The organism is Hallella seregens ATCC 51272 (assembly GCF_000518545.1).
In the GTDB taxonomy this organism is placed as follows: domain Bacteria; phylum Bacteroidota; class Bacteroidia; order Bacteroidales; family Bacteroidaceae; genus Prevotella; species Prevotella seregens.
In genome coordinates, this window is record NZ_JADU01000001.1 from 375,364 (window position 1) to 395,369 (window position 20,006).

Consider the following 20,006-nt stretch of genomic DNA (forward strand, 5'->3'; position numbering starts at 1 on the left):
AAAAACAAGATGAAACCATGAAAAAAATCCTGTTGTTAGGCTCGGGCGAGCTGGGCCGTGAGTTTGCCATTGCGGCCAAACGCGCCGGGCAGTATGTCATTGCATGCGACCGTTACGACCGGGCGCCGGCCATGCAGGTGGCCGACGAGCGCGAGGTGTTCTCCATGCTCGACGGCGATGCCCTCGAGGCCGTGGTGCGGAAGCACCGCCCCGACATCATCGTGCCCGAGATAGAAGCCATCCGCACCGAGCGGTTGCTGCGGCTGGAGCAGGGCGGCGTTCAGGTGGCGCCCTCGGCCCGGGCCGTCAATTTCACCATGAACCGCCGCGCCATCCGCGACCTGGCCGCCCGCGACCTGGGGCTGCGCACGGCCAAGTACTTCTATGCCAAGACGTTCGACGAGTTCAAGCGGGCCGCCGACGAGATAGGCTTCCCCTGTGTGGTGAAGCCCCTCATGTCGTCGTCGGGCCACGGACAGAGCTATGTGCACAACGATGACGAGCTGCGCGAGGCTTTCCGCGAGGCCATGGAGCAGGGGCGCGGAGACGTGAAAGAGGTGATCATCGAGGAGTTTATCGACTTCGACTCCGAGTTCACCCTCCTCACCGTGACGCAAAAGGTCGGCCCCACGCTCTTCTGTCCGCCCATTGGCCACGTGCAGCGCGGCGGCGACTACCGCGAGAGCTGGATGCCCTTTGCCCTCGCCCCCGAGGCCCTGAAGGCGGCCGAGCACATGGCTGCCGAGGTGACGCGCGCCCTCACGGGCTGTGGCATCTGGGGCGTGGAGTTCTTCCTGACGAAGCAGGGCGAGGTGATTTTCAGCGAGCTGAGCCCGCGGCCGCACGATACGGGCATGGTTACGCTGAGCCATTGCACCAACCTCAGCGAGTTCGAGCTCCACCTGCGGGCCGTCCTCGGCCTGCCCATCCCGGCCATTCACCTGGAGCACAGCGGGGCCTCGGCCGTGGTGCTGTCGCCGGTTGAGTCGGCCGAGCCGCTCGATTACCACTTGGAAGCGGTGTGCGCCGAGGATCGCTCGCGCGTGCGCATCTTCGGCAAGCCCGAGGCCCACGTGGGTCGTCGCATGGGTGTGGTGCTCTGCTACGACGAGCTGGGCTGCAACATGGATGCCCTGCGCGGCAAGGCCCGTCGGCTGGCCGCCACGGTGCTGGGCACCGATCCGTACATGAAGAAGTAGCCGCCGGCCGGCCGCTGGGCCCGGGCGAGGGCGCCGCTGCGCCGCCGTGGGGCGTGCGAGGTGATGCCGTGAGGCGTGGGGCAGAATGCCCCGAGGTATCGGGGGCGTTGCGAAAATGCCGTTATCGCGTCGTGATTACGCCGTTATCGCCGCGCGTTTACGCTGTTATCGCGATGCGTTTACGCCGTTATTGTGATGCCGTTACGGCGTGGTGGAATGGCGAACAACAGGGTGCGGGGGCTGCGCGCCAGTTTAATGGCATTGCCAATACTCATGCAACGTTGCGCCAGCCCCATGCGTTTGCATCGGCAACTTCCGTAAAAACATAAACTTGAAGATGATGAAACAACTTGGAGAAATCATAAATCTGCCCAAAATCACCGACCCGCGCGGCAACCTCACCGTGGCCGAACAGTTGCGCGACGTGCCTTTCGGCATCAGCCGCGTGTACTGGACCTACGACGTGCCCTCGGGCGAACACCGCGGGGGACACGCCCACCGGCACTGCCGCGAGCTGATTATCGCCGTGAGTGGATCGTTCACGGTGACGCTCGACAACGGCACCGACCGCCGCTCCTTCCTGCTCAACCATCCCTATCAGGGGCTTCTGGTGGAGCGGATGGTGTGGCGCACGCTGGAAGATTTCTCCTCGGGCGCTGTCTGTCTGGTGCTCGCCGAGGATGCCTTCGACGAGGTCGACTACATCCGCGAGTATGCCGAATACCGCAAATCCCTGTAACCTTGGAGCCATGTTTGAAGTGAGACGCTACACCGCGGCCGACAAGCCGCTCTGGGACCGCTACGTGGACCGGGCCCGCAATGCCACCTTTCTCTTCCGCCGCGACTACATGGACTATCATGCCGACCGGTTCGACGACCACTCGTTGCTGTGCTACAAGGACGGCCGTCTCTACGCGTTGCTGCCCGCCCACCGCGTGGACGACACGCTGTATTCCCATTTCGGACTCACCTACGGCGGCCTCGTGATGGACATCCACGTGACCATTGCCGACACCTGCGCGCTGTTCATTGTCCTCAACGACTACCTGCGCGGTGCGGGATTCCGGCGTGTTGTCTACCGCCCCATCCCCTGGATCTACCACCGCCACCCGTCCGAGGAAGACCTCTACGCCATCTTTTGGAAGTGCGGGGCCCGGCTCCGCACGCGCAACATCGGCACCACCATCTTCGTGCAACAGCACCTGCGCTGGCGCAAGGACCATCTGCGGCGGTTGCGTAACGCCCACGACGGCGGCGTAACGGTGGTGCGCGACGACAGTCTGGTCGCTTTCTGGCCCCTGCTCGAGGCCAACCTGATGCACCGCTTCGGGGCGTCGCCCGTGCACACGCTGCGGGAGATGGAGCTGCTGAAAGGCCGTTTTCCCGACAGCATCATCCAGTACAACGCCTACCGCGAGGGCCGCATCATCGGCGGCCTCACCTTTTACATCACTCCGCAGGTGGTGCACGGGCAGTACAGCTCCACCAACGACGAGGGCAAGGCATACGGCGCGATGGAGGCCATCTACGAGCAGGTGATGGCGCACGACTATCCCGACCGCCCCTATCTCGACTTTGGAAGCTCGACGGAGCAGGGCGGCAGCGTCATCAACGAGGGGCTCATTGCGCATAAAGAAGGCTACGGCGGCCGCGGCGTGGTGTACGACACGTATGAGTGGGAACTCTGAAACAGCATACCGACATGATGGAATATCTGAGTCTGCAAAAGGTCACGGCCATGCACCGCGACGAAATACAGGAGGCCGTGAGCAGGGTGGTGGACAGCGGCTGGTACCTGCAGGGCAGGGCCACGGCGCAGTTCGAGGCCGACTATGCCCGTTACATCGGCACCCGCCACTGCGTGGGCTGCGGCAATGGACTGGATGCGCTGTCGCTCATCTTCCGCGCCTACAAGGAGATGGGGGTGCTCCACGAGGGCGATGAGGTGATTGTTTCGGCCAACACTTACATTGCTTCCATCCTCGCCATCAGCGAGAACGGGTTGCGTCCGGTGCTCGTGGAGCCGAGTCCGGGCACGCTCCAGCTCGACGAGACACGCATCGAGGAGGCCGTCACGGAGCGCACACGAGCCCTGCTTCTGGTGCATCTTTACGGGCGTTGTGCGTGGACAGAGGGCATCAGCGACATCTGCACACGCCACCATCTCCGGCTCATCGAGGACAATGCGCAGGGAGTTGGCTGTCGCCTCTCCCAATTCAAAATTCAAAATTCAAAATTCAAAGCTGCAAGTTCAGGGCTCAAAGTTCCAAGTTTAGGGCTTAATGTTCCAAGTTCAGGGCTTAATGTTCAAAGTTTAAAGCCTAAAGTTCCAAGTTACAGGCTCCAAGGCTGTGCGTTGGGGCGTTGTGGCAGCCTCGGCAGTGCCGCCGCCCACTCGTTCTACCCCGGCAAGAACCTGGGGGCGCTGGGCGATGCGGGGGCCGTGACCACCGACGACGAGGAGCTGGCAAGGGTGGTTCGCGCACTGGGCAACTATGGGTCGAGCCGCAAGTATGTGTTCCCTTATCGCGGTATGAACAGCCGCATCGACGAGATTCAGGCTGCCGTGCTCGGCGTGAAACTGAAATATCTGGACGAAGAAAACAGGCGGCGCAAGGCCATCGCCGACCATTACTACAGCCATATCGACAACCCCGAGCTGACGTTGCCGGGCTGGCAGGAGTGGGCTACGGCCGCTCCGCTCGGCGACGGCATGGCCGGACGCGACGAGGCGTGCATTTATCACATCTTCCCCGTGCTCTGCCGTCACCGCGACGAGCTGCAGGCCTGGCTCACGGCGCAGGGCATCGGCACAATGATTCACTATCCCATTCCGCCCCATCTTCAGGACTGCTACCCCGAATGGCACGGTCTCTCGCTGCCCGTCACCGAGTCCATCGCTGCCCACGAGCTCAGCATTCCCTGCAACCAGACCATGACCGATGCAGATGTGGCCGCTGTTTGCCGTGCCCTCAACGCTTTCCGTGGCAACAAGATATAAGCTCTATGCTTTGAATTTTGAATTTAGAATTTGGAATTGCACCGCTTGTTCGCCTCCGTTCCACACGCTAAAACAAAAAAAATGCGCAGGACCTATAGATCACCTACCGGTCCTGCGGCTCCTTAACAATGTAAGAGTACAAATATAAATACAAAAATAAGAGGTTATAATTCCTTGTTGTTTCGCTGGCAAATTTACGGTTTTCCAACGGCATATCCAAATGAGTGGCCGGGATTTTTGCCTTTCTTTTGCGTGTGTCGGTATGTCAAAGAACGGGGGGAGAGGGTGTGGTGGCCGGGGGTGCAAGGACACGCACGGGGTGTGTCCCTACCTGCCGGCACCCGCGATGCGGGGTTGGGCCGCGGCGAGCTGCGGGTTATTCGAATTGCTGCACGTACAGCCCATACGTAATATCACTGTTCACCAACATTGCTTCATAACTGTGAATATACAGAGCCCAAGCACCACCACCTGAGATATGGCTGCGGTCACACGACCAGTATCGCCCGATACTCTCTATTCCTGAAAGCTCCACTCCCAATGGAAAGGATGTATAAATCGAGTAGTAACCTCTGAATGGCACGAAGAAATACTTGTCGATTTCCGCTCTGGAAGGCCTCGTCGTCCCGTAAATGTTCCTTGATAGGGATATACCAGCTGACGAAGTTATCGTGCGTATATCGACTGGTCTATCACCATTCATATAGTGATCTCTCATCTGCTGGGGGGTAATGCCTTGCTCTTTGCATATTACAGCCTTTTTCTTGAACCAAATGCCGCCCCTGTAGTGTCCCCCAAAGGCAATCCATTCTTGGGTTGCGTCGTAACGTGGATCACCTTTTCGGATATACCATAACAGTTCGTTTGCAGTAGGGCAAATGGTGCACGAATTGCTGGCACTGGTTGTAGCTTTCGAGTTTGCATCGTTCTCGGGGATTCCGTCGTCCGATTCTTGATTGGCTCCGGGGAATATTGAGCCGGATTGCCAGTTGCTATTGCTGTACCATTCGTGGCCATACCAGAAGTTTTCCTTGGCATCCCACTTGTAGTATTCGTTGTTGTACTGGAAGTTGGGCAGCTCGATCTGGGCCGTTATGTCGTAATAATAGTTCTCTTGATAATCGAAAGCGGCGAGGTTTTTGCGGATGGTCTTTTCCGTATTGGTCAAGGGATCTTTCACCGTATAGTCTACTTGAAGGGTGTGCTGACCGGGAGCGATGACCATATAGGCCCCGTTGACTTTGATGTCGGCCCCGCCGGCGTTCACGGGGAAGCCGTCGGCATACTTGCCAGTGCCTTTCACGTTAAGGGTGATTTCGGAGCCGGCACCCGATCCCGAGAGCTTGTTGGTGGCAGGATCAAGGGTATAGTTGCCTGTGATGTTGTTGTCGGACGTGACCTTTACCTTGGTGAGGTAGCTGCTGCGCAGCTTGGGACCGATGGTGTAGACCTGGAACACGAGGTAGGAGGCCTTGTGGTCAAGGTGGAAATCGAAGTAGGAACCCTTGCGAGTGGCCGGGGCCATGCCGCAGTCGCCCTGTATGCCGAAGTCCGTGGTGTTGTTGGGCACGGTGGCTTTCTGCGTGGCAGGAATGGAGACTTGGTTTTTATCGCCATTCTTGCCCGAGTAGTAGACGGTGTAAACGGGGCTGGCCGTGAACTTGCCGGGCACCTTGAACCTGAAGCTGGCCTGGCGATCGAGGTCTACGGCATTGGTGCTTTGCTGCCAGACGCCGTCGTCGTCTTTGACCCATATCCTGTCGCCTTTCTCCCAATAGAACGCTCCCGAGGCGTAGTCCATGGAGGTGCGGGTGGTGTTTTTATCGGGGGAGTTGGCTACAAACTCGGTGAGCTGGTTCTCCGAGGGGTTGTTGTCTTTGTTGTCTTTGCCGTTTTGCGGCAGGTCGCTGCCCGAGCAGGCGCCGAGCAACAGGGTTGCCGTGGCGAGGGCTGCGAGGAAGAATGCTTTTGTTGTCTTCATGTTGTGCTCTTTATTTTTTAAGACTTTTGTTAAGGTTGGCTTAGTCGTCCCACGGGCTGTAGCCGCTTCGTCCTACGGGCACGAGCTCGTCTTCGTCGCTTGACAGCCGGAACATCTTGGCACCCGTGGGCCCTGTACCGTGATGGCCTGGGTTGTGCTGGCCGCCCCCGCTGTCCTCTTCGGGCACGGTTCCGTGGTGTGCAGGGTTGTGCTGTCCATGGAAAGAGGTGTACAAGAACCCGCTTTCGACCTCTACGGGAATGACCTCACAGAAAGGCTTGACGTAGATGCGCTTGGTTGATACTTCACTGTACATGGTTTGCTTACTTTATGTTTGGTGTATTCTTAACCGTTGCTTCGGAATTGATGCAAAGTTAGAAAGGGAGCAAAAAAGTGGCAAGCCAAAAGAGAAAAATCTTTGATGAGACGGCAAGATGTGTCAAAAGGGAAAGGAAAAAACGGGTCTACCCCCCCCCATTTTTGACATTTTTAAACAATTGAAAGCCAGAGAGTTACGAGGATTTTAGGAGATTTTGACAGAGAAGAGGGGGTGAAAGGGGGCACGCGGAGGCGCAGAGGGGAAATAAGGGGGGCGGGGATAGGAGGGGATGGGCGGGGATAGGAGGGGATGGGGGTAGGCGATGATAGGAGGGGATAGGCTGGGATAGGGGGCGATAGGCAATGATAGGAGGGGCGATAGGCAATGATAAGAGGTGATAGGAGAGAGGAAACTCCCTCTCTCTGCGGCTCTGCGTGAAAGAGAAGAGAGGGCTCTGGGTGAAAGGAAAGGGGTGCAGCGGGAAAGAAAAGGGGGCACAGTGGGAGGAAAGGAGGGGTGCAGGGAGGGTGCGGGAGGGTTAGAGGGACTCCTTTTGCTGCTTGCGGATGTTGTAGCGCATGGTGCGGATGCTGCCGTTGCTGACGCCCATGATGCGCGAAATGTCGGTATCGGTGTAGCCCTTCTTCCAGAGATAGAGGAAGATGGTGGGCTTGGTGGCCAGCTGATTGTAGTTGGTATCGAGGAGGGAGAATATCTCCTTGTCGGCCAGACGGGCGTAGTTGATGTAGCATTCGAGCTCTTTCCGCCCCCAGTCTTTCATGGTCTGGCGGCCTAAAGCAATGGCCTCGTAGAGTGGTTTGCCGGCCTGAATCTTGTCGGTGAGCTCGATGGGCATCTCTTCGATGCGCGTCTTGAGTTTGCCAATCTCGTAGGCTTGCTTGTAGCTGCGCTGGGTGGCGGTGTAGAGACGGGCGTGGTAGGAGCGCACGAGCCGGCGCACGAAGAAGAAAGCCAGGATGGCGGCGATGAGACTGGCAAGCACGATGATGGCCACGGTGAAGCGGACCTCGCGGCGGTGTTGCTTCTCGATCAGCCGGGCCAGATAGTCTTGTTCGAGCAGGGTGGCCTTGTTGACGAGCCGCTCGTTGGCGCGGTTCATGACGGTGGAGAGCGAGTCGAGGCGGGCCAGGGCGCGGAGCTCCTGCAGCGTGTTGCCGTCGGCATGGTGGCAGGCGGCGAGCCGACGCAGGAAATAGGGCATGGCCATGCGGTAGTTCTGGTTGGTGCTGAAGAGCGTGTCGGCCATGGCTTCGGCCAGTTGCAGATGGCGGCGGGCCTCGGCGGGGCGGCGTTCGAGTCGGGCTATCTGGGCCAGTCCGAGCTGCACCTCGGGCAGACGGCCGTCGGTCCGGAGGGCGTGGTCGTAGTAATAGCGTGCCCGTCTGAGGTCGTGGTGCTCGAGATAGTAGGTGCCGAACGACTCGTTGAAGACATTGAAACGCGGGTCTTTGAACTTGGGCCGCTCGCGGATGACGAGGCGCAGGTAGTAGTCGGCACTGTCGGTCTGACCGTTTTTGCGGAAGAGCGTGTGGATGTTGTAGCTGTTGACCATGATGACCATGGGGTCTCGCCGCCGCTTTTCGATGGCGATGACGCGTCGCATGTAGTTGATGGCCATGTCGAGGTTGCCCATGAGCTCGTAGACCGAGCCGAGTTGCTGGTAGATGCGCGACTGCAAGTCGAGGTTGTCGTCGGGCACTTCGAGGCGTGCTTTCTCGAGGGCCACCATGCCTTCCACCTGTCTGCCGAAGAAGAGGCTCTGAATCATACCTTGAAAATAGTGGGCCTCGGCCAGCCGTTCCTTGTAACCGTGCCGCTCCATGGTGGCCACGCTGCTGTCGATGAGGGAGTCGAGGCCGGTGGGAAACTGGGGCGAGAAGAAGTGCTTCACGAACATGGCCTTGGCTTTGGCCAGCCGGAGCAGGGCTTTTTGGTGGCGGGAGGTATGGGTGTGGGTGAGGAGGCTGTCGGTGGTGCGGATGACCTCGTCGGCCCGCTTGAGTGAGTCGGCATAGGTGCAGAGCCGCTGTGCGGTGCGGTTTCCGCCGTTGCAGGAGAAGAGCAGGAGGGCCGTTGCGGCCGTGAGAGCGAAACGGTAAAGGTTATGAAGTTTTTGCATGGTCCAAATATAATATCTCGTTGCAAAGGTAGCCAAAAAGCCTTGGTGGGGCGAAGTTTTAATGATGTTTAACAAATGCGGCCGTCGCGGCGGCGCAGACGTGCTGCGATGACGGTGTAAACGCGTGGCGATTGCGCCGTAATAGGCGGGCGACGACGGCGCAGGGGGCGTGCGGCGGGATAATCTTGGCGGAAAGTGCAGGTAATCCGGATGGTTTGCGTAACTTTGCAAGAGACTATAAAAACAGGACAAACGACATGATAGTATGTATTGCCGAGAAGCCCAGTGTGGCGCGCGACATAGCCCGCATTCTGAACGCCAACACGCCGAAAGACGGCTATATGGAGGGCAACGGCTACCAGGTGACGTGGACTTTTGGTCATCTGTGCGAGCTGAAAGAGCCCAACGACTACGAGCAGAACTGGCGTTTCTGGACGCTGGCGGCCCTGCCGATGATCCCCCAACGGTTTGGCATCAAACTGATACCCGACCATGGGTTCGAGAAGCAGTTTGCCACCATCGCGCGGCTCTACGGCGAAGCCGAAATGATTGTGAACTGCGGCGACGCGGGGCAGGAGGGCGAGCTCATCCAGCGATGGGTGATGCAGCTGGCCAAAGTGAAGTGCCCGGTGAAGCGTCTATGGATTTCGTCGATGACCGACGAGGCCATCCGCGAGGGCTTTGCCCACCTGAAGGAGCAGCAAGACTACGAAAGTCTCTACATGGCGGGGCTGAGCCGAGCCATCGGCGACTGGCTGTTGGGCATGAACTGCACGCGCCTCTACACCCTGCGCTACCGTCAGCAGCAGGGCCAGGTGCTCTCCATCGGACGGGTGCAGACACCCACGCTGGCCCTCATCGTGAACCGGCAGAAAGAGATAGACCAGTTCAGGCCGGAGCCCTACTGGGTGCTCTCGACCCTCTACCGCGACACATTGTTCACCGCCACCTCGGGCCGATACAGCCGTGAGGAGGACGGACGGCAGGACTTTGCCCTCATCGAGGGCAAGCCTTTCACGGTGGACGGCGTACAGAAGAAGCAGGGCAGGGAGGCCCCCAAGCCGCTCTACGACTTGACGTCGCTGCAGGTGGACTGCAACCGCAAGTTCGGATTCTCGGCCGACACCACGCTGAACCTGATACAAGGGCTCTACGAGAAGAAGCTCACCACCTATCCGCGCGTGGACACGCAGTATCTCCCGGACGACGTTTACCCCAAGTGTCCGGGCATCCTGAACGGGGTGAGCCAGATGATGAAGGCCGGACAGAAGCCCTATCTGGACATCATCAAGGCGCTGGCCGCCCTCAGCCCCAAGCTGCCGAAGCCCAAACGCGTGTTCGACACGGCCAAGGTGACCGACCACCACGCCATCATTCCCACGGGCCAGACGCCCGTGGCGCTGACCGACATGGAGCTGAAGGTGTACGACCTGATAGCGCGGCGGTTTGTGGCGGCGTTCTATCCCGACTGCAAATTTGCCACAACGACGGTGACGGGACGGGTGGACGCGGTGGCATTCAAGACCAGCGGCAAGGAGATACTGGAGCCGGGGTGGCGCAGCGTCTACTCCAAGGAGGAACAGCAGGACGATGAGGGCCGGAAGAACGAGGAGGAACGCACGCTGCCCGCCTTTGTGAAAGGCGAGTCGGGGCCGCACACGCCCACGCTGACCGAGAAGCAGACGCAGCCACCCAAGCACTATACCGAGGCCTCGCTGCTGCGTGCCATGGAGACGGCCGGCAAGTTTGTGGACGACGACGAGCTGCGCGCCGCGATGAAGGAGAACGGCATCGGGCGGCCCTCGTCGCGGGCGGGCATCATCGAGACGCTGTTCAAGCGTCACTACATTCGCCGCGAGCGGAAGAACCTGGTGCCCACGCCCACGGGCATTCAACTCATCGACACCATACACGAGCGGCTACTCACGAGCTGCGAACTGACGGGCATCTGGGAGAAAAAGCTGCGCGACATAGAGCGGAGGAAGTACAGCCCGGCGCAGTTCATTGCGGAGCTGAAGGAGCAAGTGGCCAAGATAGTGACCGACGTGATGCGCGACAGCAGCAGCCGGCAGATAGAGGCTTTCAGGCTGGAAGACGAGAAAAAGGGCAAGGAGAAAACGGCCGAGTCGCGCAAGCTGCGGCGCACCCGCAAAACGGCGGTGGCGCAGACAGAGGCCTCGGCGGCGCAGACGGCGGCCGAGGAGGGCCGGCAGCAGGTGCAGGTGGGCGGCGTGTGCCCCAAGTGCGGGCAGGGCCGGGTGGTGAAAGGGCGGACAGCCTACGGCTGTTCGCGCTGGCGCGAGGGCTGCGACTGGCGTGAGCCTTTCTGAACAGAGACAGAAAGGGTTGTGCCGTGAAGCAATGAACTGTAGGGACGCCCACGGGCGTGTCCCTACAGTTTCTTGTTTTTGGCCTCGGCGGCCTTGGCCTTGATGCGCTCCATGTGGTCGAAGGCGCGGCGGCGCGTGGCGTTGATCTGATAGCGGTAGACGGCGCAGGTGAGCACTAGATAGGCGAAGACCTGAATCCACAGGGCCTGGTACTCCACGCGGATGTCGGACAGGGTGGCCCCCATGGACGAGATGCGGAGGAAGCCGCGCACGCCGAAAGTGGACGGGATGAGGTAGGCAAAGCCCTGCCAGATGCCGGGGATGTTGCTCTGAGGCCAGCTCAGTCCCGTGAGGAACAGGAAGGGCACGGAGGTGAAGACCACGAGCAACATGACATTCTCGCGGTAGCGCACGAGGCACGAGAGCATCATGCCGAAGAAGATGCACGAGAGAATGTAGGGCACGAGGAGGCCCGCGAGCGTGGGCCAGGAGACCAGCGAGACGAAGCCGAACAGGCGTGGAACGACCAGCGCGAGATAGGCGCCCATGACGAGATAGAGCATGAAATAGCAGCTCGACTTGCCCAGCACGATGCGGAAGATGCCGCTGTAGTGGCGCGAGATGGGCACGAGGTCCTGATAACGGTTGTTCTCACGGGCGGTTCCGGCCGCCAGACCGATGCCCAACAGCAGGGTCTGCTGCAGGATAAGCATGAGCACACCGGGCAGGATGGCGTTGCCATAGCCGGCGGTGACGTTGAAGATGGGCACCTCGTCGAACGCCAGCGGCAGGGCGGCCACCTCGTCGTCGCGCTGGGTGAAGCCGCCGCCCTGCTGCAGTTGGATGTGGCTGTTGAGCTCGGTGGCTACGGTCTGGGACGACTGGTAGATGGCCTTGTAGGTGAGCATAAGGCTCATGTCGGCATAAACACCCACGGCCGACTGCTCGCCGCGGTAGAGACGGGTGTCGAAATCGGGCGGGAAATAGAGCGTGCCACGCACCTGCTGGCGGCGGTTGAGGTCGCGCGCCTCGGCCATGGAGGTGCAGTGGTAGGCCACTCGGACGTCGGGCGTGGCATCGACGGCACGGATGAACGCGCGCGAGGTGGAGGAGTGGGACAGGTCGACCACGGCCACGGGCACGTCGCGCACCACCTCATTGTTGTAGATCCAGGAATAAAGCAGCGGATAGAGCAGGGGCACAAGGATGCAGAAGATGAGCACGCCCTCGTCGGAAATGGTGCTGCGTATCTCCTTGGTCCAGATGTAACAGGTGTCGGCGAAGCCCTCCTTGATTTTATAAAGCAGACTGTCTTTTTCCATGATTACGGGATATAGGCGTAGATGAGCATGGCCTTGCGCAGATTGTTCATGGCCAGAACGGGCAGCGCAATGAAGATGGCGAGGGCCCCGAAACTGGCCCATGCACTGGCCAGGGGGAAGCCGTTGAAGATGCACATCTGGTAAATCATATAGAAATGACGCAGGGGAAAAAGCGGGGCCAGACTCTGGATGGCGCCGTCCATGGCGAAGACGGGGAAAGTGGCGCCACAGGTGGAGAAGCTCACCATCGCCCACAACGAGCACACCGACATGGACATGCGCAGCGAAGGGATGAGCCCAAAGGCGAAGACTCCAAAGGCCTGGCAGGCCAAAATGGAGAGCAAGCCCAGCAGAAGCATGGGTGCCACGCCGCCGGGATGGGGGAAGTCGAGGACATAGAACACGTAGAACTCGAAACCATACATGACCAGCAGGAAGACGAGCGTCTGGGGCAGGAGCTTGCCCACGACGGCCACGTGGATGCTACCGCCCGCCATGCGAATCCACTGGCGCGAGCGGTGGAACTTGAGTTCGGTGCCAATAGAATAAGGTGTGAGCAGGAAAACGAAAATCATGAGCACGCCGGGCACCATGGCCGTGCTGAGATAGATGTTGTAATTGCCCCACGGATTGCCCACCATGTGCAGGTCGATGGTGATGGGCTGGAGGAAAGTGCGGATTTCCCGGCCGGTCTTGCCGCGGGCGGCGAGCTTGGTGGCGCCCACCGACGCCGAGCCCAGCGTGGCGAGAGTCTTGAGGTCGCGGAAGAGCATGGAGCCGGCCACGAGCGACACGTTGCTGTAGTAGAACGAGATGCGGGGCTGGGTGGAGGTCATGAGGCCGCGGGTGGTGCCTTGCGGAATGAGCAGAAAGGCGTAGATTTCGTTGCGCTGGATGGCCTTGCGGGCCTCGTTGACGTTGGCGTAGCGGGCCACGATGTGTGAGGTTTGAAAGGCGTCGAGCTGGCGCACCATGGCGCGCGAGGTGGCGGTGTTGTCGTGATCGACCACGCCGACAGGCATGTCGACGGGCACGCCCTGGCTCATCAGCGAGGTGAAGAACACCACGATGAGCAGCGGGAAGCCCAGCGTGCAGAACCCATAGATGGGGTTCTGGCGCATGATGCCCAGCTCGCGCAAGGAGAGATGCCAGATGCGGCTCAGAAGATCTTTCATTTCCTGATGATGAGAGACATGCCGGGACGCAGCCCGTCGAACCGACGGGTGAAACGGGCCTTCACCTCAAAGGTCTTGAGGTCGTACTGTCCGTTGCTCTTGGTGGCTTTCCAGACGGCGTAGGATCCCTCGTCCTTGATGTTGTAAACGGTCATTTGCACGTCCTTGTTGAATGCGGGCGAGAAAGCAGTGAAGCGGCTGCCCACCTTCATTCCGTTGAGCTGGTCTTCGCGGATATTGAACGTGCCCCACATGTCGCCCAGCATGGAGATGCTCATAATGGGCGAGCCTATGCCGACGAGTTCGCCCACCTTGGGGTAGATGGAACTCACCTCGCCCTCGACATTGGACACTTGTACCGTCTCGCGGAGCAGCGATTTCACCACGTCTACGGCCCCCTGGGCTGCCTGGGCATTCTTGCGGGCCGCCTCCTTTTCCTGGACGCGGGCTCCGCTGCGGGCCATGTCGTACTGGCTCTTGGCCGCGGCCACCTGCGCCTCGGCCGCCTTGTAGGCCGCCAAGGCCTCGTCGCGCTTCTGCGCACTCATCACTCCTTCGTCGTAGAGATTCTGCATGCGGGTGTAGCTCTTGCGGGTGATTTCCTCGGCGGCCATGGCCTGTTGCATGAGCTGGTAGGCCCCTTGAATCTGCTCCTTGCGGGCGCCGGCCTCGGCAAGGCTGCTCAGCGCCTGGGTGGCTCCCTCGGCGGCTTCGGCCACGCGCTGCTGGGCATTAGCCTCGGGAACCTCAAGAATGGCCAGTGTGTCGCCCACGTGCACGTAGTCGCCTTCCTTGACACGGAGCTCGACCACGCGGCCGGGGAGCTTGCAGCTGACGCGATACTCGGACACTTCGACTTCGCCCTGGATGGTGTCGTCGGTCTTGCCGAGGGTGAAGAATCCGATGAGGGCCACGACGACCACGGCGGTGGCAAAGCCCAGAACGGCTAGGAGGATGTTGTTATGCTGTGTTTTTGCTGACATGATATTTGGGTTTGTTATGCGGTTCGTTGGATGTTAGTTGAGAATGCCGAGCGCTTTTTCGAGGTTCACCTGGCTGAGCCGCAGCTCTACCTCGGCGTCAATCTTCTGGCTCTGGGCCTGTTGCCAGGCGGTTTGGGCGGCCATGACGTCGGTGGACTCGATGACACCCTCGCGGAATCCCACCTGAGCACAGCGCAGGTTCTCCTCGGCGCTGCTGATGTTTTTCTCGGCCATGGCAAGCCTTTTGCGGGCCTCTTTCACCTTGAAGCGGCTTTGCGTGATCTGAAGGTTTATCTTTTCCTGCGCGTCGGAGAGCGCGAGCGAGGCCATACTGGTGGCTGCCTTGGCGGCGCGCACCTTGTAGGCGCCCTCGAACCAGTTCCATACGGGAATCTGGACAAGCACGCCCACGTTCCACAGACCGGAGAAACGTTTCTGGAATCCGTTGAGCACGTTCGGGTTGGAAATCATGTAGCCGCCGGTGAGGGCCACGTGGGGCAGATAGGCTGCACGGACGAGGCGCGTGGTCTGCGCGCTCATATCGACGGCATTCTGCAACAGGCGTATCTCGGGGCGGCTGGAGAGGGTGGGGTCGGGGGTGAAAGTGGGGTCGGGGCAGACGGTGGCAGAGGCTCCGCCGTCGGTCTCGTCGGCCAGTGTGATGTCGGCATCGATGGGCAGTCCGCACAGCTGGCAGAGGAGCATCTTGGCCAAGGCCAGGCCGTCGTCCACCTGCGTGATCTGCATGTCGGCCTCGTTGACCTTGACGTCCACCTTGAGTCCGTCGGCGCGGGTGGCTACCCCTTGGCGTATCATCTTGTGTACATCGTCGTCGAGTTTCTGCACCAGGTCGCGGTAACTGTTGGCCAGCTTCTGCTTTTGCCGGAGCGAAACCACGGTCCAATAAGTCTGGTCGATGCTGTAGATCGTGGCCTGGGTCTTCTGGTTCACGTCGTTGTCGGCCATCTGCTCCGAGATGTCGGCCATGCGGTTGGCTGCCGTGATGGCCCCGCCCATGTAGAGCGGCTGGCGCAGCATGATGGCCCCGCCGAAGAGGTTGCGGGTGTCGGTGCGCAGGGCATTGGCCAGTTCCTGGCCGATGGCGTTGCCCAGACTGCCGATGTACTGGGCAATGGGCCCGCTGCCCATCTGTTGCATCAGCGCACCGAGCCGTTGGGCTTGATCGACGGTGAGGGTGCCCTGCTGGACGAGGCCGTTGATCTGTGAAGAAATGGCACTCGAGAGGTTGGCTCCCGCATGCTGGAGGCCGTTGGTGCCCAGGTTGCCGAGGTTGGCTTTCTGGGTTTTGCTGAGCAGGCTGATTTCGCGGCTGGTCCATTCGTAGCCGACCAACGCATCCACCTTGGGCAGATATTTGGTGCGGACGGCCTTGCGGGCATTCATGGTGGCCAGCTTGCTCATGCGAGAAATGTTGATTTGCTTGTTGTTGCGCAACGCCAGGGCACGGCAACTGTCCAGGCTCAACACGCGCTGGGCCTGGGCTGTGGCCATGCACCCAAAGAATAGGATAATGAAAGAAACGCTTTTCATTATAAATGGTCTTAATCTTGTTTGAAGCCCGTGGAGGGGGTAACGCCGGCGTCGTCCTTGTGCCGGGGAGGGTTGCTCCAACGTTCGGGGAGGGTTGCTCCAACGTTCGGGGAGGGTTATTCCAGCGTTCAGGAAAGGTTGCTCCAACGTTTAGGAAAGGTTATTCCAACGTGAAACTGCGGCTCCCAATCATGTTGCCGTCGGCAAAGATGCTGACGCTGTAGGTGCCGCCCTGCAGGGCTTGGTCGATGGTATAGTAGAGGGAGACGGGAGTCTCCTTGCCGCCGTACTCAACGGTGCGCTTCATGGAGCATTCCAGGCTGCGGTTTTCATAAGTGAATGTTCCAGCGCCGCCCATGAGGGAACCCGTAGGCGAGGTGAGACGGACGTAGACCGTCTTGTTGCCGCTCTGGGCAGTCACGTTCTTGGCCAGTGAGAAGCTGACTTGCAGGGCCTTTGCTTTCTTGGTCTTGCGGGTGGCCTTGTTGTGCTTGTCCATGGCGGTGAGGCTGATGCCCACGGCATCGAGCTGGGCGGCGATGGCCACTTTCTCGGAGAGCGACTGTTTCTCGGTGTTCAGTCCCTCGATCTGACGGTTGGCCTCTTCGTATTGGCCTTTGATGCGTGTGTTCTCGGCCGTGAGGTTTTGGTTGAGCCGGTTGAGCGAGTCTATCTCGATGACGTAGCTGCGCAGCACGGCTCTCACGGTGGCGAGCTCCTTTTTGAGTCGGGCAATCTCGCGGGCGTCGGTGCTCTTGGTGTCCCGAAGCTCCTTGAGCAGCCGCTGCGTGCGCTCCTGTTCTTGCGTGAGTTGGGCCACGATGGAGTCGTTGTTGATCTGCGTTTTCATCTCGCTGTACTGATTGGCGAACTGCTGATACTCGTTCTCCATCTCTTTCTTGTCCATCTCGGCCAGTTGCACCATTTCCTCGTTGGCCTGTTTCTGCTTGTCAAGACTGACGTAGAGCCATGCAATGCCACCTGCGAGGAGGAGAATGACCAGTATCAAAGGAAGGATAATTTTTTTATTCATGTTCCATCATTTTTTCTTTGGAAGTTTGTCTTTCTTCCGTTCATGGGAGGTGTTCTAACATCCTGCAAATTTAATCTATTTCCGTTAAACGGCAAAGAAAAAGGCTGGAAGCGTCCTGGGTTTCTATTAAAAATTAATATTTTTCGGGAAATTTAGAACAAAATTCAAGATAATTGCTTACTTTTACGTGCGTAAAACAAAAGCTGGAATGAAAGCAAACGATATGAAAAAACGCTTGGTACTGTTCTTCTTGCTCCTGATGCAGGTGCCCGTGCTGGCACAAGTGCAGGAGGGAGCCGCGCGTCAGCGGGTGCTCTTGGAGACTTCCAAAGGCAAGATAATCGTAGAACTTTACAATGAGACGCCGCGTCACCGCGACAATTTCCTGCGTTTGGTACGCGAGGGTTATTATGACGGCGTGCTGTGGCACAGGGTGATAGCAGATTTCATGATACAGGCCGGCGACTCCACTACGAGGCACGCCAAGCCTGGTGACACGGTGGGCACCCACGACTTGGGCTACACCATTCCGGCCGAGATTGTCTATCCGCAGTTCTTTCACAAGCGTGGGGCACTGGCGGCTGCACGCGAGGGCGACCAAGGGAACCCGGAGCGGTCTTCGTCGGCTTCCCAGTTTTACATCGTCTATGGTAGCACGTTCAGCACATTAGGACTCGACCGGGTGCAGGGGCGTCTGGACGAACGCACACAGGGAAAGGTGGTGCTCACACCCGAGATACGCGAGCATTATAAGAAATATGGTGGAAGTCCGCACCTTGATGGACAGTACACCGTGTTTGGAGAGGTGACAGATGGGCTGGACGTTGTGAGAGACATCGACTATGTGGACACCGATGATTATAGCCGTCCGGTGAACGATGTGAGAATCTTGAAGGCTACGGTTCTTCAATAAAAGGTAGGCTTCCATGTTGGAAAGTTTGAAAAGGACTGGTCCGTTCTTCGTGTTGCTGGCGCTCTGCTGGGCAATGGCATGGGCACCTTTGCAGGCTGGGGCCCACGTGTGGTCGGCGGATGAGGTACCGATGGTTCATTTGCAGGATCGCAACCGCTATGTCTGTGACCCGGAACAACGGCTGACGCAGGAAGAGCGCGACTCGTCGGATGCGTATTTGGCGAGGCTGCACAGGGAATGTGGCGTGCAGACTGTGTTTGTGGTTGTGGGCAACGTGAAAGACGGCGACTGCTTTCGGATGGCTCAAGATGTGGGCAACCGGCATGGCGTTGGTACCCGAAAGGAACGGAAAGGACTGGTCATCGTTCTGGCTGTCGACGACCGTCGGTATTTCATTGCTCCGGGCAAGGGACTGGAAGCAGACCTGACAGACGTTGAGTGTGATGATATTGGCCGTGCTTGCATTGTCTCCAACATGCGGGTCAACCGGGTGGGCGATGCTGTGCTGGAAACCTCAAAGGCAATCTATCAGAAGTTGAAGACAGGCAAGACGGGCATTCCGCAAGTAGACAATGGGGGAGAGTCCACGGAATCGGACGTGTGGTTGGGAATTTTCCTATTTGCAATTTTCTTTGGAATGCCCGTATGGTTGTTCGTCAGAAACATTTTGGAATCACTGGGGTTGATGACTCCCCGCAAGGTGACGAAGCGTGGTAAAAATCGAAAGGACGATGATTGGTTTCCGCCTTTTATCTTTGGCGGAGGAACAGCATCCGGAGGAGGTGTCTCGGGCGGTAGCTTCGGTGGCGGCAGCTTTGGAGGTGGCGGTGCCGGTGGAGGTTGGTAATGACCGGCCTATATATAAAAAGGTTTATATTAAAAAGGTATATACATTAATTAAAAGAGAAATGAAAAAAGGAAAGACAGTGACAATCGTCGTGATTGTTTTGTTTTGTATGCTCTGTGTGGGAGCTTGTAACTCCTATAACGGAATGGTAAACGGACAGGAAGCGGCAACGACAGCTTTGGCAGATGTACAGGCCACATATCAGCGCAGAGCCGACTTGATACCCAATTTGGCCAAGACGGTTCAGACCTATGCCAAGCATGAGAGGGAGACCTATGAGGCTGTGACCAAGGCCCGAGCAGCCGCAACCCAAATCAAACTGGATGTCGACAACCTGACTCCCGAGAAATTGAGGCAGTTTCAGGCGGCTCAAGGAGAGCTCTCCCAGGCTTTGGGTCGGCTGATGGTTGTGGCCGAAAGGTATCCGGAATTGAAAGCCAGCGAGAATTTCAAGAGTCTGCAGATCCAACTGGAGGGAACGGAGAATCGTATTAACGAGGCCCGGCAGAAATACAACATGGCTGTTCAGGAATACAACCAGAATGTGCGCTCCTTCCCAAATGTGTTGTTTGCAGGAGCCTTTGGATTTGAGCGAATGACTAAATTTGAGGCAGATTCAGGAGCAGAAAAGGCTCCAGAACTGAATTTTGAATAAGGACGGTTCTTTCTTTGCTTAGGAGGTATATAAGGATCTTTTTGTAATTAAAGCAGAAAAATATAGCGGTTTTCGCGTTTTTCTGCTTTGATTATTTGGAGGGAATCGGATTTTGCATTAACTTTGCAATTGCTTTCGAGGATAAACAAGCAATAATAGAAATTGATTCGTGGATTCAGGAAGCTGCTGTTGAGGCAGTCGGAAGATTGTGGCTCATGGCGAATATGCAGAAAGAGTTCTTTGAAAGTATTTACATAGACAGAGTAGTAGTACAAGAAGCAAGTCCCCGTTCCTGTTTTTATTGGGTTTCGGGGAATTGGGTATGAATGAGAACCGTCCGATTCATTTTGGATGAGATTCACAGGTTTTACTTGAACTTCGATACATTTCCAGGCGTTCTGTGACAGGCAAGACGTCGTGCTTTCATTTGCCGTGGGGCATTGGCCTTGTGGTGATTGTAGGTACGTACAATGTTATATTTTACCATGGAGAGTTTGATCCTGGCTCAGGATGAACGCTGGCTACAGGCTTAACACATGCAAGTCGAGGGGCAGCAT

The 20,006-nt window shown here is 58.3% G+C and carries 16 protein-coding genes and 1 rRNA gene; 9 read left to right on the top strand and 8 right to left on the bottom strand.

Annotated features, from left to right (window positions below):
• Positions 1-17 precede the first annotated feature (17 nt).
• From purT to L888_RS0101675, 4 genes are all read left to right on the top strand, one after another.
• Positions 18-1,199, top strand: a complete 1,182-nt coding sequence (purT, locus tag L888_RS0101660) for a formate-dependent phosphoribosylglycinamide formyltransferase (RefSeq protein ID WP_027951614.1) — start codon at positions 18-20, stop codon at positions 1,197-1,199.
• Between the two features lie 340 nt (positions 1,200-1,539).
• Positions 1,540-1,938, top strand: a complete 399-nt coding sequence (locus L888_RS0101665) for a sugar 3,4-ketoisomerase (RefSeq protein ID WP_027951615.1) — start codon at positions 1,540-1,542, stop codon at positions 1,936-1,938.
• A 10-nt stretch (positions 1,939-1,948) separates the two neighbouring features.
• A complete protein-coding gene (locus L888_RS0101670; protein WP_027951616.1) occupies positions 1,949-2,887 on the top strand; it encodes a GNAT family N-acetyltransferase in 939 nt (312 codons plus the stop codon).
• A gap of 14 nt (positions 2,888-2,901) precedes the next feature.
• Complete coding sequence (locus L888_RS0101675; protein WP_027951617.1) at positions 2,902-4,200, top strand: DegT/DnrJ/EryC1/StrS family aminotransferase; 1,299 nt, start codon at positions 2,902-2,904, stop codon at positions 4,198-4,200.
• Positions 4,201-4,576: 376 nt separating this feature from the next.
• Here L888_RS0101675 and L888_RS0101680 read toward each other — a convergent pair whose 3' ends face one another.
• The 3 genes from L888_RS0101680 to L888_RS0101690 form a co-directional block, all read right to left on the bottom strand.
• Positions 4,577-6,181 carry a hypothetical protein gene (locus tag L888_RS0101680; RefSeq protein ID WP_027951618.1) on the bottom strand — a complete coding sequence of 535 codons (1,605 nt, stop codon included), beginning with the start codon at positions 6,179-6,181 and terminating at the stop codon, positions 4,577-4,579.
• Positions 6,182-6,221: 40 nt separating this feature from the next.
• Positions 6,222-6,497 carry a hypothetical protein gene (locus tag L888_RS0101685; protein ID WP_015298394.1) on the bottom strand — a complete coding sequence of 92 codons (276 nt, stop codon included), beginning with the start codon at positions 6,495-6,497 and terminating at the stop codon, positions 6,222-6,224.
• Positions 6,498-7,038: 541 nt separating this feature from the next.
• Positions 7,039-8,640, bottom strand: a complete 1,602-nt coding sequence (locus L888_RS0101690) for a tetratricopeptide repeat protein (protein ID WP_027951619.1) — start codon at positions 8,638-8,640, stop codon at positions 7,039-7,041.
• Between the two features lie 257 nt (positions 8,641-8,897).
• Here L888_RS0101690 and L888_RS0101695 point away from each other — a divergent pair, with 257 nt between their 5' ends.
• A complete protein-coding gene (locus L888_RS0101695) occupies positions 8,898-10,970 on the top strand; it encodes a DNA topoisomerase 3 (RefSeq protein ID WP_027951620.1) in 2,073 nt (690 codons plus the stop codon).
• 62 nt (positions 10,971-11,032) lie between these two features.
• On the opposite strand, the gene L888_RS0101700 is transcribed toward L888_RS0101695, so the two are convergent.
• The 5 genes from L888_RS0101700 to L888_RS0101720 form a co-directional block, all read right to left on the bottom strand.
• Positions 11,033-12,292, bottom strand: a complete 1,260-nt coding sequence (locus L888_RS0101700; RefSeq protein ID WP_027951621.1) for an ABC transporter permease — start codon at positions 12,290-12,292, stop codon at positions 11,033-11,035.
• 2 nt (positions 12,293-12,294) lie between these two features.
• Positions 12,295-13,467, bottom strand: a complete 1,173-nt coding sequence (locus tag L888_RS0101705; RefSeq protein WP_027951622.1) for an ABC transporter permease — start codon at positions 13,465-13,467, stop codon at positions 12,295-12,297.
• Positions 13,464-14,450: an HlyD family secretion protein gene (locus L888_RS0101710; protein WP_005843718.1), complete on the bottom strand. Its 987-nt coding sequence runs from the start codon at positions 14,448-14,450 to the stop codon at positions 13,464-13,466. Before L888_RS0101710 ends, L888_RS0101705 begins: the two co-directional genes overlap by 4 nt.
• 33 nt (positions 14,451-14,483) lie before the next feature.
• Positions 14,484-16,001, bottom strand: coding sequence for a TolC family protein (locus L888_RS0101715; RefSeq protein WP_075261826.1), 1,518 nt, complete (start codon positions 15,999-16,001; stop codon positions 14,484-14,486).
• Between the two features lie 160 nt (positions 16,002-16,161).
• Complete coding sequence (locus L888_RS0101720; protein WP_005843714.1) at positions 16,162-17,034, bottom strand: GumC domain-containing protein; 873 nt, start codon at positions 17,032-17,034, stop codon at positions 16,162-16,164.
• A 208-nt stretch (positions 17,035-17,242) separates the two neighbouring features.
• Between L888_RS0101720 and L888_RS0101725 the strand changes: the two genes are divergently transcribed.
• From L888_RS0101725 to L888_RS0101745, 4 genes are all read left to right on the top strand, one after another.
• Complete coding sequence (locus L888_RS0101725) at positions 17,243-17,947, top strand: peptidylprolyl isomerase (protein ID WP_044248357.1); 705 nt, start codon at positions 17,243-17,245, stop codon at positions 17,945-17,947.
• Positions 17,948-17,960: 13 nt separating this feature from the next.
• The gene (locus L888_RS0101730; protein WP_027951625.1) at positions 17,961-18,794 is read left to right on the top strand and encodes a TPM domain-containing protein; all 834 of its coding nucleotides are present in this window, start codon (positions 17,961-17,963) and stop codon (positions 18,792-18,794) included.
• A 61-nt stretch (positions 18,795-18,855) separates the two neighbouring features.
• The gene (locus L888_RS0101735; RefSeq protein WP_027951626.1) at positions 18,856-19,449 is read left to right on the top strand and encodes a LemA family protein; all 594 of its coding nucleotides are present in this window, start codon (positions 18,856-18,858) and stop codon (positions 19,447-19,449) included.
• 482 nt (positions 19,450-19,931) lie between these two features.
• Positions 19,932-20,006: ribosomal RNA gene (locus L888_RS0101745) — 16S ribosomal RNA — on the top strand; the annotation flags it as partial.

Bases quoted from the DNA above. Each gene is read 5' to 3' on its own strand.
- purT (WP_027951614.1), top strand. From the start codon at position 18: ATGAAAAAAATCCTGTTGTTAGGCTCGGGCGAGCTGGGCCGTGAGTTT.
- L888_RS0101665 (WP_027951615.1), top strand. From the start codon at position 1,540: ATGAAACAACTTGGAGAAATCATAAATCTGCCCAAAATCACCGACCCG.
- L888_RS0101670 (WP_027951616.1), top strand. From the start codon at position 1,949: ATGTTTGAAGTGAGACGCTACACCGCGGCCGACAAGCCGCTCTGGGAC.
- L888_RS0101675 (WP_027951617.1), top strand. From the start codon at position 2,902: ATGATGGAATATCTGAGTCTGCAAAAGGTCACGGCCATGCACCGCGAC.
- L888_RS0101680 (WP_027951618.1), bottom strand. From the start codon at position 6,181: ATGAAGACAACAAAAGCATTCTTCCTCGCAGCCCTCGCCACGGCAACC.
- L888_RS0101685 (WP_015298394.1), bottom strand. From the start codon at position 6,497: ATGTACAGTGAAGTATCAACCAAGCGCATCTACGTCAAGCCTTTCTGT.
- L888_RS0101690 (WP_027951619.1), bottom strand. From the start codon at position 8,640: ATGCAAAAACTTCATAACCTTTACCGTTTCGCTCTCACGGCCGCAACG.
- L888_RS0101695 (WP_027951620.1), top strand. From the start codon at position 8,898: ATGATAGTATGTATTGCCGAGAAGCCCAGTGTGGCGCGCGACATAGCC.
- L888_RS0101700 (WP_027951621.1), bottom strand. From the start codon at position 12,292: ATGGAAAAAGACAGTCTGCTTTATAAAATCAAGGAGGGCTTCGCCGAC.
- L888_RS0101705 (WP_027951622.1), bottom strand. From the start codon at position 13,467: ATGAAAGATCTTCTGAGCCGCATCTGGCATCTCTCCTTGCGCGAGCTG.
- L888_RS0101710 (WP_005843718.1), bottom strand. From the start codon at position 14,450: ATGTCAGCAAAAACACAGCATAACAACATCCTCCTAGCCGTTCTGGGC.
- L888_RS0101715 (WP_075261826.1), bottom strand. From the start codon at position 16,001: ATGAAAAGCGTTTCTTTCATTATCCTATTCTTTGGGTGCATGGCCACA.
- L888_RS0101720 (WP_005843714.1), bottom strand. From the start codon at position 17,034: ATGAATAAAAAAATTATCCTTCCTTTGATACTGGTCATTCTCCTCCTC.
- L888_RS0101725 (WP_044248357.1), top strand. From the start codon at position 17,243: ATGAAAGCAAACGATATGAAAAAACGCTTGGTACTGTTCTTCTTGCTC.
- L888_RS0101730 (WP_027951625.1), top strand. From the start codon at position 17,961: ATGTTGGAAAGTTTGAAAAGGACTGGTCCGTTCTTCGTGTTGCTGGCG.
- L888_RS0101735 (WP_027951626.1), top strand. From the start codon at position 18,856: ATGAAAAAAGGAAAGACAGTGACAATCGTCGTGATTGTTTTGTTTTGT.